Origin of the sequence: Sphingobium sp. LMC3-1-1.1, assembly GCF_040676285.1 — a bacterium.
Lineage (GTDB): Bacteria > Pseudomonadota > Alphaproteobacteria > Sphingomonadales > Sphingomonadaceae > Sphingobium.
Genome location: NZ_JBEGHQ010000089.1, coordinates 133,398 through 147,208 on the forward strand (window position 1 = coordinate 133,398; position 13,811 = coordinate 147,208).

The following is a 13,811-nucleotide window of genomic DNA, read 5'->3' on the forward strand; positions in this document are numbered from 1 at the left end:
GTGCCGGCGATAGCGGCGGCGGCTGTCGGCCTTGGCCGGGCTTGTTCCTTCGTTACTGCACGTTTGCCCAGCGAAAAGCAGTACCTGGCGTTTCCCTCTCCGCCTCCGGCCGCGGCACTTCTAACCAAGATGTCCGGCGATCGCCCGAATCATGAGTTATCGCCATTCATCATTATGTTACAGTATTATGACATTGGTGAGACAATGCAGTATGTCACTGTTTTAATGCCAAAAAAATATAGAACCGGAGACTGAAGCGGTCTTGTTATGGTGTCATGATTCTGCAATATTCATAGCGATAATAGAAAGATTTTTTTGGAGAATATCGATGAGGAAGGTGGCGGCGATTCTTGTTCTGGCCTTGGCGGCACAAGGCTCGACTGAGGCATTTGCTGCTGATGAGACGATTGTCGTGGGTGTTTCTGATCGTGGTCTTGCATCGGCAGCGCTGCTTTCAGGCGATTACCGTGATGCGGCCCGTCGCTTGGAGTCGCTGCGTTCTGATTTTGCTGATGATCCGGCGCGTCTCATCAATCTTGGGAATGCTTATGCTGGCATGGGCAGACTCAAGTCCGCGCGAAATGCTTATCAAGCGGCTAGCTTCGCACCGGACACCGTTCTGATTACGGCGGATGGGCGACAAAGCTATTCGCGCGAAATTGCGCGCAATGCTATACGGCGTCTGAAGACGAATTTCGCCATGCGTTGAGTCAACTGGCAAGGCGCGCCTATTTCGCAGTGGCGCGCATGTTTCATAGAAGCCACTTGGCGCTGAGTTGATCGAGCGTCATAAAGTTGTCATCTTAATTTCTCTGATCTGTCATTTCGGTGAAACCTCCTTGTCTTTTATGACGCCTAGGTGCTCCAGCCAGGGCGACAGGGGGCGTTGTCCGATTCGTTTTCCCCTTGCGCTCCGCAACCAATTTTAAACCGGCTCAAGCCGGAGCGGAGACCTCATGGCCAAGCATAACCGTTTTCACACCCTTTTAATGGCGAGCTGTGCGTGCGCCGCACTGAGCGCCTGTGGCGCCGATGATATCGCTTCGCCCGGTACCGGCGGTAATGTGATCATCAACCCGACGCCCACGCCCACGCCCACGCCGACGCCGACTCCCACCCCGACTGCGATCACAGCCGCCGCTGGCTGTCCGACAATCGCCGATCCCAAAGGGCTGGCTGACGAAGGCACCATTTCCGGTTCCAATGGCGATACCTGGCGCGTCTGCACGCTGCCTTCGATCATCGCTAAAAGCATCACCTTGCCGAAGATCGCCGGGCTCGTCTATCAGATCAAGGGCCGCGTCGATGTCGGCTGCGATAGCGGTTTCGCGGCGCCAACCGCATCAGCGCCGCTCACTAGTTCGACCGTCGGTTGCACTGCGGCCAATGGCTTCTCGTTGACCGGTGGTCAGCTGACCGCCGATACCAATGTAACGTTGACCATTGATCCTGGCGTCGTTCTTTATGGTGGCACCGGCACTAGCTGGCTGGCCGTCAACCGCGGCAACAAGATCAATGCAGTCGGCACTGCGAGCTTGCCGATTGTCTTCACCAGTCGCGACAATCTCAACGGTAACGCCACCGAAAACTCGATCGGTCAGTGGGGCGGCGTTGTTCTGCTCGGCCGTGCGCGTACCACTGACTGCAACAGCGGCTCGGTCGCTGCCGACACTTGCGAACGTCAGACGGAAGGCTCGGCCGATCCGGCAACTTTCGGCGGTCGTGACGACGCCTATAATGCGGGCACCATGAAATATGTGCAGATCCGCTATTCGGGCTATGTGCTTGGCGCCAATACCGAACTCCAGGCGCTGACCGGGGAAGGCATCGGCAGCGGCACCACGCTGGACTATATCCAAAGCTTCAATAGCTCGGACGATGGCGCGGAATTCTTCGGTGGCACCGTGCGAATGAAGCACTATATCGCGGCCGGGGCGGACGATGACAGCCTCGACGCCGACACGGGCATCCAAGGGCGTTTCCAGTACGTTCTGTTGGTACAACGCCCAGGCCAGGGCGACGCTCTGATGGAAATCGACAGCAATGGCCTGGAAAGCGACACGCCGCGGCAGAACACGATTGTGGCGAACTTCACAGCGCTTCAGCCCAATGTCAGCAGCAATAATGAAGCGAATGACCAGGCGTCCATTCTGAACCGCGGCAATAGTGACCTGACGCTGGTCAACGGCATTGTCGCCACCCCGAATAATGAGTGCGTCCGCTTGCACGGCACCGGGACGGCTTCCACCCGCGCTACGCTGACGGCCCGTTCGGTTCTACTGCAGTGCAATGCGACGAAGTTCATCGGTTCGGGCAGCGGTTCGACCGCCTACACCGCAGCCGACGTCGCGTCGCTCTTCACCGGCAACAACAACAATGTGTCCTATACCTCGTCGCTAAGCGCCGTGTTCATCAACGGAACGAACGAAACGACGGGCGTAACCGCGACCGACGCGAAGACACTGGACGCCTTCTTCGACACGACGACCTATGTCGGCGCGGTCAAGGATGCGAACGACACCTGGTTCGCGGGCTGGACCTGCAACTCGGCCTTCGCGCCGTTCGACAACACGAGCACCGCTCGCCGCGCCTGCACCTCGGTGCCGCTGTAAAACCGGCCTGAGCTAATGCGGGGCGGGATGAGGTCTTCACTGGCCGCATCCCGCCCCGATGCTTGCACTTGATAAAATTAGGGGACTTCCGATGGCGACGCCGCTCAACTTCGCGGGCCTGCTGCTTCTTTCTTCCGCGCTGGTTGCGCCGGCTGCTCTAGCGCAGGAAGCGACCGCGCCCGCCGATGCCACCATCAGCCAACCGGAATCGGCCGATCCGGCGGAACAGCCCGGCCGTTCCGCCGCCGAGGCGACGCCCGACGTTTCGATCCCCGGTTCGGACATCATTGTGACTGGGCGGCGCGGCTCCAACATCCAGAAGAGCGTCCCAGCCGTGGTGTCCATCCTGTCCTCGGCGGACATCGCGCGCACGGGCGACGGCAATATCGCGGGTGCGCTTGGCCGCGTGACCGGCATGTCCGTGGTCGGCAACGGCTTTGTCTATGTCCGCGGCCTTGGCGATCGCTATTCGCTTGCGCTGCTCAACGGTTCGCCCTTGCCGAGCCCCGAGCCGCTGAAGCGCGTCGTCCCGCTGGACCTGTTCCCGACCAATATCGTCTCCTCCTCGCTGGTTCAGAAGAGCTATTCGGCCAACTATCCCGGCGAGTTCGGCGGCGGTGTCATCAACCTGACCACGACCGTCATCCCGGCAGAAAGCTTCGTGACGATCAGCGGCGGCATTGGCGCCAATGACGAAAGCAGCTTCCAGCCGGGCTACAGCTACTTTGGCAGCAAAAGCGACTGGACCGGTTTCGACAACGGCAGCCGCGATCTGCCACCGGCACTTGCAGCTTTTTTCCGCAGCGGTGAGCGCATCAGTTCGGGCAATGTCGATACGCCTGAAATTGCCGGCCAACTCGTTCGCTTCAGCAATGCGACGGTGCAGCGAATTTCCGATCTCGATCCCAATTATTCGGCAACGATCGCGGGCGGCACCTCGTTCGATCTGGGCGGTTCCACGCTCGGTGTGATCGCAACCGCTGGCTATAGCAACAAGTGGGTCGTACGCGACCAGCGTCAGCAGAATTCGATTACTCCGGACCTTTCCGCGCTCAACTCGGATTTTCAGCGAGTCACGACCGACAACCGCATCATCGTCAACGCCCTCATGGGCTTGGGACTGGAGTTTGGCGACAACAAGATTCGCTGGACGAACCTCTATATTCGCGACACGTTGAAGCATACTCGTCTCGGCATCGGCAATACACAGACCCAGCCGACCTCCGACATCATGGAGCAGGACACGGCCTGGTATGAGCGGCAGCTGATCGATACTCAGCTGGTGGGCGAATTCAAGTTCAGCCCCGAATTCAGTCTGGACGTGCGCGGCGGCTTCGCCAATTCGCAACGCGAGGCACCAGACGAACTGTCCTTTGAATATATTCGCACCAATTCGGATGCCGACCCCTTCGGCAACCTGTTTATCAACCGCCTGAACGGCAATACAGGTCAGACGGCCACCGTCAGCTATTCAGACCTCAATGAAGATCTATGGTCGGGTGGTTGGGATTTCACCTGGCGACCGTCACCGGCGCTGGGCGCGACGGTGGGCTACGCCTATGTCAGCACCAACCGCACCAGCTCGCGTCGCGACTTCCAGTTCCGCGCGTCGAGCGATATGCCCGAGGGCGTGGGGGTGTTGCGGCCCGATCTGCTGTTGGCGCCCGGGATCGTCGACTATTTCAATATCGGTTTGATTGAGACGAACGAAGGCAATCCGGCTTTCCGTGCGACACTGAAAAACCATGCGGGCTATGGCAAACTGAACTGGCAGATAACGCCGGAACTGTCGATTGATGCCGGCGTCCGCTATGAAACAGCAAAGCTAGCTGTCGCACCGTTACAGGTGTTCAGCACGCCTGGCGCCAGCACCGCCTCCACGCAGCTCAACAATAATTATTGGCTGCCCAGCGCGACGCTGACCTGGCAGGTTCAGGCAGACATGCAGGTTCGCCTGAACGCTTCCAAGACTATTGCTCGTCCGCAATTCCGCGAGTTGATCTATCAATTCTATTTCGATCCGGACAGCAACCGCCGGTACCAGGGCAACCCCCATTTGCAGGATAGCGAACTTTTCAACGCGGAAGCGCGCTACGAATGGTATTTCGCGCGCGATCAGCGTTTCTCGATTGCAGGCTTCTTCAAGAAGATCGACAAGCCGATCGAGACCTTCATCACACTCAACGGAGACAATTTCGTCACCAGCTTCGCCAATGCGCCAAAGGCAAATCTCTATGGGGGCGAAGTCGAGTTGCAGAAATATATCGACTTGTCGGGCGTAGGAAGCGATCCCTTTTTCGCCTCCCGCCGATTGGTTGCCATCGCCAACTATACCTATACCAAGTCCAAATTGAAGGTCGGCCCGAATGACGCCGTGGCGGTTTTCGGCGCGTCCTCGACTCTGGCGACCGACTATTTCCGAAACGGCGCATCGCTAACCGGGCAGTCGGACCATTTGGTGAATTTCCAGCTTGGCGTCGAGGATCAGGAAAGCCTCTCGCAGCAGACACTGATATTCTCCTATGCCAGCAAGCGCGTGACAAGCCGCGGCCTTGCCAATCAGAACCAGCCTGATGTTTATGAATATCCCGGCCTTAATCTGGACTTTGTCGCGCGACAGGGCTTGCGCGTGGCGGGTCGGCAGTTCGATGTGAAGTTTGAAGCCCGAAATATTCTCGGCAATAACTATAAGGAAACTCAGTCCAACGGGACTAACACCGTGATCTACAATAAATACCGTATCGGCCGAACCTTCAATTTTTCACTGTCGACCACTTTCTGATATTATTCGGTTCCTCATGGCGTGGCCGATCGGTGAGCGATCGGCCATAGCCTGTCAATCTTGCCTGCAAAGCGGCCTCCGTCGTGAGGCAAGCAACGCGGCTGGGAAAGGAAGTCGTCGTCCCTGCCCTAATGAGGGGCGGAGGGCGACCTACGCGGCCGAGCAGCTGCGTAAGCTGCATCGCTGTATTTCGGCGCGCGGGGACGATGTCGTCCTCCTCCTTCAGATGTAATCAGCGCCAAGGCTTCTCCCGATACCATTTGGTGATGATGTGCTTGACGCCGCTGCGCACCTTCATGCCGTGGTGCAGGCTGGCCGGATTATATGCGCCTTCCCTTAGCCGGTTGTTCCAGGCGAGCAGCTTGCCGGTTTCGGGTTGCACCGTCTTGCCAATCTTGGGGAAGCGGGTCGCGCCACCCGCGCCGGGTTCATTGAGGTAGACCATCAGCGTCCAGGTGCGGTTGCCAGCGACTGAGCAATATTTGTCGAAGTCAGGACCGTCCGGTTCGAAATAATCGGTATGCGCCTTGAATTCCTGACCCACGGCATAGCGCTGGCCCTGGATGGGCTCTCCATAAATAGGATTGATGCCGGCGAAGTCGGCCAGCTTGGCGTCGATGGTGGCGATGAAGGAATCGCCGTCGTCAAGGTCGCATGTCTCACTGGTGCGGAAGGCGCTGTCGCCATTGGCGTCCGCTATGGTGGAGGGACGACGGCAGGCTTCGATCCGGTCAATCAGATCGGCGCATTCCTGCTGCGAGAGGAAGCCGCGCTGGATGAACAGGGTGAGGTCGCGACTGGGGACGCGCTGTACACGCGCATGTCCGGCGATCCATAGCGGGTCTGCGTCGGGCGCAGAGGGAGGCATGCAGTCGGCCATATTCTGTCCTGAAGATGGGTGCGCCATGGCGCGAAGTCGGATTTGCTATTGCCCGTCGCGCGAAATGCAAGCCTTGATAATTCCCGCAGGGTGATTGTCATCATACAACCGCAAAAATGTTATCTTATAGTAACAGAAATTACCGAGCACTATTTTGGCAGAAGAGTGATTGAACTTGGGATACGTGCGTCATAGCAGAAAGCTGGCCGGCTGAACGTCCACCGTAGCGTTGCCAAGCCCACTTCAGCAGTTCCCTCACTTCGTTCTTATCATCGGTACAATCGGCGCTGTCCCAATCGGAACAGTACGGCGCGGCGAGTCAATTGGCTGCATTCCAAAGGGTGCAAGCGCGCTATAGCGGGAGTTGAACACGGGACAGAACTTCCACACTTGCGGAGCCTCTGTGGTTAGAGGTTCATCATGCGAAGCAAGCCACCAACGATTGGGATGGAAAACCAGCTTTTGCAGCTTCATATGGCTAATGCCGCCGCTTTCTGCGCCATGTTCCGCCAGGAACCTATTGGCTATGGCAAGTGGGGCGAATGGCATAATTGTTCTCCATTCCCCTTATGGTCTCCGCGAGTCGTTTGGGCAATGATGGTGCGTTTTCTGGGGCTAATTAGGTATATAGGTCCCAAAAAATTGGCCGCTGAACGACCGTGAAGGGTCGAGTTAATGGATTTGCGCGATGGAAGGCAGAGAAGGTGCCTTGCGGTCAACTTGCGATCGACACACGCGCTGCGGATTTCGCTGAGCCCGGCTTTGCCGAACGTGATCGCGGTCCTCAGGAGCCGTGCAATCAACCCCGGGGCGATTGTGACCGAGGTCGCAGAATCCATGTTTCACCGTGCCAATGCCGACATGGTCCGACGGGAAGTCCACCTCCTGTCGCTTGGCGGTTTCCCGGTCGCCTATGACGATTTCGGGACACGCGTTGCGTCGATAATCCAGTTCAAGGCACTGCCTGTCGAGGTCATCAACAGACATACCATCATTGAGGGATTTCGACGTCGGCTTCGGTCGTCTCCGGCCGCTCCCTTTGAAACCCGTGTATGCCAAGCCACCACTGGAGGGCCATGATGCCGCCTTTGGCGGGCTGGAGCAGCCCGATCATCAGGGTCAGCGATAGCGGCATGATGATCGCAAGGAGCATGGGCACGGATAGCTGCGCATCGTGCACCAGTGCGATGATCACTGGCGCCAACAGATGCCCAGTCAGGAAGATCGAGACATAGGCCGGGAAGTCGTCCGTCTGTTGATGCGACCAGTCCTGTCCGCAACGGGCGCAATGCGGAACGGGCTTGAGGAATCGAGAGAATAGCCTCTCATCCCCACATCGAGGACATCGGCCACGCAGTCCGCGCATCGTTGCTTCCCAACCCGTGACGGGCAGCGCCAGTGCCTCAGTCAGCACGGGCTCGGACGTACTCACCCGATCGGGATCGACTCCCATATTGTCGAAGGGCGACACCATGAAATCAGGCATTGATCATCACGGCCGCGGTTTCCGGGAATCGTTCAGGAAAGTTTGATCGCTTGGATTGCACAAGCCATATATACAATATTACTATTAATTGTTAACAATGATATTTGATGTATTAAACATCATGAGGCAAATATGATCACGTCGCAGCAAATGCGGGCCGCACGCGCTCTTCTCGGCTTGGACCAGCGTCAGTTGGCCGAATTGGCGGGATTGTCTCTCCCTACGATCCAACGGATGGAGGCGTCCGAAGGCCAGGTGCGGGGCGTGGTCGAGACTCTGGTTAAAGTGATCATGGCGCTGGAGAGCGCCGGTATTGAGCTGTTGGGCGAGAACGCGCCGAGCACAGGCGTCGGGCGCGGGGTCCGCCTTCGTGAACCTGCCAGTGGCGGCGTCAGGCGGTCGTCGTCCTCCATGCTGTACGACAAGATACCGGCTGAGGAAGCCGACAGGTGATGGCAGCCTCCTATACGCCCAAACTCCTCACAACGCTGCGCGAAGGCTATTCGGTCGCGAGCTTCCGGGCAGATGCCATAGCAGGATTGACTGTGGCCATTGTTGCGCTCCCGCTCGCGATGGCGCTCGGCATTGCCAGTGGAGCGACGCCCGACAAGGGATTGGTGACCGCTGTGATCGCGGGCTTCCTGATCTCGGCGCTTGGCGGATCGCGCGTCCAGATCGGCGGACCGACCGGCGCCTTCGTGGTCGTGATCTTCAACGTCATCGCCCAGCACGGCTATGATGGACTTCTGGTGGCCACGCTGTTGGCCGGGCTGATCCTCATCGCCGCCGGCGCCCTTCGCCTGGGGCGGATGATCAAATATATCCCGCACCCGGTTGTGACCGGCTTTACCGCTGGCATCGCGGTGATCATCGGGTCGAGCCAGGTGAAGGATTTTCTCGGCCTCTCGATCGAGCATGTCCCTGCTGAATTCATTCCGAGGTGGCAGGCCTATTTTGGCGCGATCGCCACCGTCAATTGGGTCACGCTTGGCATCGGCGTGGGCACGCTTAGCGTTATCGTCATGCTGCGCAAGCTTGCGCCGAAATGGCCCGGCTTCTTGATCGCTGTGGTGGCGAGTTCGCTCGCAGTTGCCCTGCTCAAACTGCCGGTCGACACGATCGGGTCGCGCTTCCCGGATATGTCGGCCGGTTTGCCGATGCCGTCGTTGCCGGAATTCTCCCTGGCCAAGGTCGCCGCAGTTCTCCCTTCCGCGTTCACGATCGCCTTCCTCGCTGGGATAGAAGCCCTGCTCTCCGCAGTCGTCGCCGATGGAATGGCCGGAACACGCCATCGCTCCGATCAGGAGTTGATCGGCCAGGGCGTGGCGAATTTGGGGTCGGCACTCTTCGGCGGCCTGCCGGCGACCGGTGCCATCGCACGCACGGCGACCAACATCCGTTCTGGAGCAAAGACGCCTGTTGCGGGAATGATGCATGCGGCTTTTCTGCTCCTGTTCATCCTCTTCGCCAGCGACCTGATGGCCTATGTGCCGATGGCGGCGCTCGCTGCAATCCTCTTCATGGTCGCCTGGGGCATGAGTGAGTACAAACGTTTCGTGGCCCTTCTGCGTATGCCGAACAGCGATCGTGCGGTACTTTTGCTGACTTTCGGACTGACGGTGCTGGTTGATCTGACAGTCGCAATCGGTGTCGGCGTAGCGCTCGCGTCATTGTTGTTCATGGCGCGCATGGCCGAAGCGGTCGAAGTTGACGCGGGGATCGCGCAAGAGTCCGAACTGGATGCAGAGGACATGCACCAACGCGATGCGCTTCCCCGCGGCGTCGAGGTGTTCCGGATCAACGGGCCGTTCTTCTTCGGGGTCGCCGGCGAACTGCTGGACACGTTGAGGCGGGTCGGTTCGTCGCCCAAAGTCCTTATCCTGCGCATGCGCCTGGTCCCGCTGCTCGATGCCAGCGGAGTGCAGGCGCTGGAGGAATTTGTCGAACAAGCCCGCATTTCCGGCGCGCGTGTAATCCTCTCCGGTATAAGGCCACAGCCGTTCGCCATGCTCAAACGCGCACGCCTTGGCCGGTCATCGGGCAAGCTCATCTACACGTCGAACTATGCAGAGGCGCTCATCGCCGCCGCAAAGATCGTCGAGGAAGCCTGACATGCCGGGAACTTTCAACTCATGCGCATAACGCGGGGGGCAGGCTTGTGCGCTGTCGATCGAAATGCGCAGGCCCAACGTGACGACGGTCCATTATCAGGAGAAGCAGATGAACGACCAAGATTATGTCTATGACGAAGAAACCGGGGAATGGATGCCAGCAGCGGAACTGGCAGTGCGCCATGCCGAAGCCGAGAGGGTCGAGGTGCGTGATGCCGTGGGAAACATACTCATCGATGGCGATCAGGTCACATTGATCAAGGATCTGGAAGTCAAAGGTGCTGGGCAGACGCTGCGGCGTGGCACACTTATCAAGTCGATCCGACTTACCGGCGACGCACAGGAAATCGACTGCAAATATGATGGCATTAAGGGACTGGTGCTGCGAGCGGAGTTTGTTCGGAAACGCACCTGATCATGAAGCAAACTGTCCGACACAGAGCATCAACAGGAAGCCCACCGTGCTGGCAACGCCGCCGATATAGGGGAAGGACCCGGAACGGGATCGCCGCAGCCGGATCATCAACTCGCCAAGCGCTGTGAGTGAATAAACCGGGAGTACCGGCGCGCAATCGAACCCAATTAGCGGACCGTCTGGACGCAGGAACGAAAATCGGCGGTTGAACGGCTACAAGGGGTCGGTTTCGCCGAAGGTGAACGCCGGATCGTGGGACAATCCTGCCGTTCGCGGATATGAGCAGGAATGGCGGGTCTTGGCGACACCCGAAATTCGATCCTTGACGCCAGTCATCCTGGTAATGGGTGAGATTGGCTGGGAACTCCTCCCAAAGATCTGCGGAATGCGGGATCGGGCCCTAGCTCGATAACCGCTAGCCAAGCCTAGCGTACGCAAACGTCTGACGAGCCTGGGAGACCCCCATTCTTCAAGTTTCGGTCCGCTCAGACAGTATCAAAGCATCGTCCATGTCGATCCCTGGTGCGACCAAAATCCTATCGCTCCAATAACATGTGAGCGGGATTTCATTGCGACGAATGAACATGATCCCCTAGTCTGTCAGTCGCACACCATCTGGAGCGCGCTCATGGCCGATGACCAGCCTCGTTACGAACCCTACGACAAGCCGGCAGGCGGTTGGGGTGCGGCCGCTGCTACGACAAAAGTCCTGATGCAGGAAAGCGTGGTCACTAAAGGATCGAAAGCGCTGCTCTCCATGAATCAGCCCGGCGGGTTCAAATGCCCGAGCTGCGCCTATCCCGACCCCGACTGCACCCAGACGCTTGAATTTTGTGAGAATGGCGCGAAAGCGTCGTGCGCGCATTCGGGACCAACAACTTCCCCGACTGTTCGAACATGTGCCACGAACCGACCAGTCGGGGCCTCCCGCATTCGATCGGCGTCGGCAAAGGCACGGTCACCATGGCCGATTGGGCCAAGGCCGAAGCGATCTTCGTGATCGGCCAGAATATGGGGACCAATTCTCCCCGCATGATGACCGATCTGGTCGAGGCTGAGCGGCGCGGCGTGCCGATCATCGCGATCAACCCGATGCCCGAACGCGCGCTGATCCGCTTCACGCCGCCGCAGGACGTGATCGAGATGGCGACCTTCGGCTCGACCAGGATCGCGAGCGATTATGTGCCGGTCAGGATCGGCGGCGATATCGCGTTGCTGAAAGGCATGATGAAGATCCTGTTCGAGCGGGATGCAGCCGGCGAGCAGGTCATCGACTGGATGTTCGTCAATATGCACACCACCGGCATCGATGCGGTGCGCGCCGATGCCATGGCGCAAAACTGGGACGATCTCGTGCGCGTGTCCGGCATCGAGGAGGCACAGATTCGGCACTGTGCCGAGATCTACATCCGGTCCAGCGCGACGATCATCTGCTACGGCATGGGGCTGACCCAGCACCAGCAAGGCGCGCGGTTGCTCCAGCAGGTCTGCAACCTGCTGTTCCTGCGTGGCAACTTCGGCAGGCCCGGCGCCGGGATCGCGCCGATCCGGGGTCATTCGAACGTCCAGGGCGATCGCACCGTCGGCATCGACGAGCAGCCTGCCGCCGCATATCTCGATCGCGTCCGGGATGTGTCCGGGTTCGATCCGCCGCGCGAGCATGGCCATCACACCGTCGATGCCGTCAAGGCGATGAGGGCGGGGACGGCCAAACTGTTCGTCGGCATGGGCGGCAATTTCGTGCGCGCCGTTCCGGACACCGAGCGCACCTATGAAGCCATGCGCAATCTCGACCTGACCGTCGGCATTTCGACCAAGCTCAATCGCGGGCATGTGGTCCATGGCAAGGAGGCGCTGATCCTGCCGGTCATTTCCCGGTCCGAGCGCATCGAGACAGAGGCGGGCGAGCAGTTCGTCACGATCGAGGACGCCATGTCCAAGGTCACCGCCTCGCGCGGCGTGCTCGATCCGGCCAGCCCGGACTGTCTGTCCGAAGTGGAGATCGTCTGCCGCATGGCCCGTGCCACGCTGCCCGACAGTAGCATCAAGTCGATCCCGGTAAAGATCCGGCTGGCGTGAGAATGGCTCGGGCGGCCCGATGACGCTGATAAGCCTTGCCGCGCTGCTCCACACCGCGATCGTCGCGGCGACGCTGCTGCACATACTGGCGCGACCGGACATCAACGCAACCACACGGATCGCCTGGGCGCTGGCTCTCTTCGTACTGCCTGTCCTCGGCGCGCTGGCCTATTTCCTGTTCGGCCGCATCCGGTTCGATGGCCCGCAAGGCGCCGCTCATCGCGAGGCCGAACTTGCGACCCGGCCAATGGTGCTGGACAGCGGCGAGCCGCATGACCTTGTCACCCAGGGACCGGCCAGCGGCTTTGCCAGCGCCATCAACGGGTTCGGCGTCACGCATGGCAACCGCGCGGAGTTGCTCGACAGCCCGGACGGGCAGCGCGCCCGCCTGATCGCCGATATCGATGCGGCACGGCGCTTCGTCCATGTCTTCTACTATATCTGGCTGGATGACGGCACCGGCCGGGCGGTCGCCGAAGCGCTGATCCGGGCGGCACGGCGCGGCGTACGCGTGTGCGCCGGAGTGGACGCGATCGGATCGGGCGCGCTCCTTAAATCCACCGTCTGGCAGGCGATGCGCGCGGCGGGCATCGAGACCATGGCGGCCTTGCCCATCGGCAATCCGTTATCGACGGTGCTCGTTCGCCGGCCTGATCTTCGCAATCATCGCAAGATCACGATCATCGACGGCGCTATCTGCCATTGCGGCAGCCAGAACTGCGCCGATCCGGCCTTCTCACCCAAGCCGAGATATGCGCCATGGGTCGATGTCATGACCCGGTTCGAGGGGCCGGTGGCGCGGCAGATGGACCTCCTCTTCGCGCAATCCTGGTTCGAACAGGGACCGATCGACCTGACCCCCTGGGACTACCGCACCGATCCTGTCGAAACCGGCGTCACGGCTCAGGTCGTTGGCACGGGTCCGACGACGGACAAGGGTGTGACCGCCCAGCTCCTTGCCCGCATCGTGGGCGAGGCCCGCCGTGAAATCATGATGACGACCCCCTATTTCGTGCCGGGCGATGTCGTATCGGAAGCCATCATCGGAGCGGCCATGGCGGGCGTGGATATCACGCTGACCGTGCCGCATCGCAATGATTCCTGGTTCGTCGGCGCGGCGAGCCGAGCCTATTATCCGCGACTGCTCGATGCGGGTGTCAGGATCCAGGAGTTCGATGGCGGCCTCCTCCATGCAAAGATCCTGACCGTCGATGGCGAGCTGACTTTCTTCGGGTCGACCAATCTCGATTTTCGCAGCTTCGACCTCAATTTCGAAAATGACATCATGGTGCGGGACAAGGAATTCACCGCCGCGATGCGGGCGCGCCAGCAGGAATATGGTCGTTCGGCGCGGCCGGTGACGCGAGGTCAGACAGAAGCCCTCCCTCTGCACACCCGCATCTGGCGCAATGCGCTTGCATCGCTCGGTCCGTTGATTTGACGTCC

11 protein-coding genes are annotated in these 13,811 nt (G+C 59.7%); 9 read left to right on the forward strand and 2 right to left on the reverse strand.

The features are described 5' to 3' along the window. Window positions 1-328: 328 nt before the first annotated feature. The 3 genes from MRBLMC3_RS22755 to MRBLMC3_RS22765 all read left to right on the forward strand — a co-directional run bounded on the left by MRBLMC3_RS22755 (window position 329) and on the right by MRBLMC3_RS22765 (window position 5,394). Complete coding sequence (locus MRBLMC3_RS22755) at window positions 329-709, forward strand: tetratricopeptide repeat protein (RefSeq protein ID WP_363832633.1); 381 nt, start codon at window positions 329-331, stop codon at window positions 707-709. Between the two features lie 247 nt (window positions 710-956). Further along, window positions 957-2,612 (forward strand): hypothetical protein, encoded by a 1,656-nt coding sequence (locus MRBLMC3_RS22760; RefSeq protein WP_363736702.1) that lies wholly within the window; start codon window positions 957-959, stop codon window positions 2,610-2,612. Window positions 2,613-2,703: 91 nt separating this feature from the next. Next, complete coding sequence (locus MRBLMC3_RS22765) at window positions 2,704-5,394, forward strand: TonB-dependent receptor domain-containing protein (protein WP_363832636.1); 2,691 nt, start codon at window positions 2,704-2,706, stop codon at window positions 5,392-5,394. A 232-nt stretch (window positions 5,395-5,626) separates the two neighbouring features. Here the strand turns inward: MRBLMC3_RS22765 and MRBLMC3_RS22770 are convergent, their stop codons facing one another. Further along, on the reverse strand, window positions 5,627-6,274 hold the full coding sequence (locus tag MRBLMC3_RS22770) for a prolyl hydroxylase family protein (protein ID WP_363832639.1): 648 nt from the start codon (window positions 6,272-6,274) through the stop codon (window positions 5,627-5,629). Between the two features lie 675 nt (window positions 6,275-6,949). On the opposite strand from MRBLMC3_RS22770, the gene MRBLMC3_RS22775 reads away from it, so the two are divergent. Then, the gene (locus MRBLMC3_RS22775; protein ID WP_363832642.1) at window positions 6,950-7,354 is read left to right on the forward strand and encodes an EAL domain-containing protein; all 405 of its coding nucleotides are present in this window, start codon (window positions 6,950-6,952) and stop codon (window positions 7,352-7,354) included. Here MRBLMC3_RS22775 and MRBLMC3_RS22780 read toward each other — a convergent pair. Continuing rightward, window positions 7,266-7,760 carry a DUF983 domain-containing protein gene (locus MRBLMC3_RS22780; RefSeq protein ID WP_363832645.1) on the reverse strand — a complete coding sequence of 165 codons (495 nt, stop codon included), beginning with the start codon at window positions 7,758-7,760 and terminating at the stop codon, window positions 7,266-7,268. The genes MRBLMC3_RS22775 and MRBLMC3_RS22780 overlap by 89 nt on opposite strands. A gap of 132 nt (window positions 7,761-7,892) precedes the next feature. Between MRBLMC3_RS22780 and MRBLMC3_RS22785 the strand changes: the two genes are divergently transcribed. The 5 genes from MRBLMC3_RS22785 (at window position 7,893) to MRBLMC3_RS22805 (ending at window position 13,806) form a co-directional block, all read left to right on the forward strand. Continuing rightward, complete coding sequence (locus tag MRBLMC3_RS22785) at window positions 7,893-8,213, forward strand: helix-turn-helix domain-containing protein (protein WP_133655018.1); 321 nt, start codon at window positions 7,893-7,895, stop codon at window positions 8,211-8,213. Then, window positions 8,213-9,871, forward strand: a complete 1,659-nt coding sequence (locus tag MRBLMC3_RS22790; protein WP_363832648.1) for a SulP family inorganic anion transporter — start codon at window positions 8,213-8,215, stop codon at window positions 9,869-9,871. Before MRBLMC3_RS22785 ends, MRBLMC3_RS22790 begins: the two co-directional genes overlap by 1 nt. A 109-nt stretch (window positions 9,872-9,980) precedes the next feature. After that, window positions 9,981-10,286: an alkylphosphonate utilization protein gene (locus tag MRBLMC3_RS22795; protein WP_363736695.1), complete on the forward strand. Its 306-nt coding sequence runs from the start codon at window positions 9,981-9,983 to the stop codon at window positions 10,284-10,286. 855 nt (window positions 10,287-11,141) lie between these two features. After that, window positions 11,142-12,365, forward strand: a complete 1,224-nt coding sequence (locus tag MRBLMC3_RS22800; protein WP_363832651.1) for a molybdopterin-dependent oxidoreductase — start codon at window positions 11,142-11,144, stop codon at window positions 12,363-12,365. A gap of 19 nt (window positions 12,366-12,384) precedes the next feature. Further along, window positions 12,385-13,806: a phospholipase D-like domain-containing protein gene (locus MRBLMC3_RS22805; protein ID WP_363832654.1), complete on the forward strand. Its 1,422-nt coding sequence runs from the start codon at window positions 12,385-12,387 to the stop codon at window positions 13,804-13,806. The last annotated feature ends 5 nt before the right edge of the window (window positions 13,807-13,811 follow it).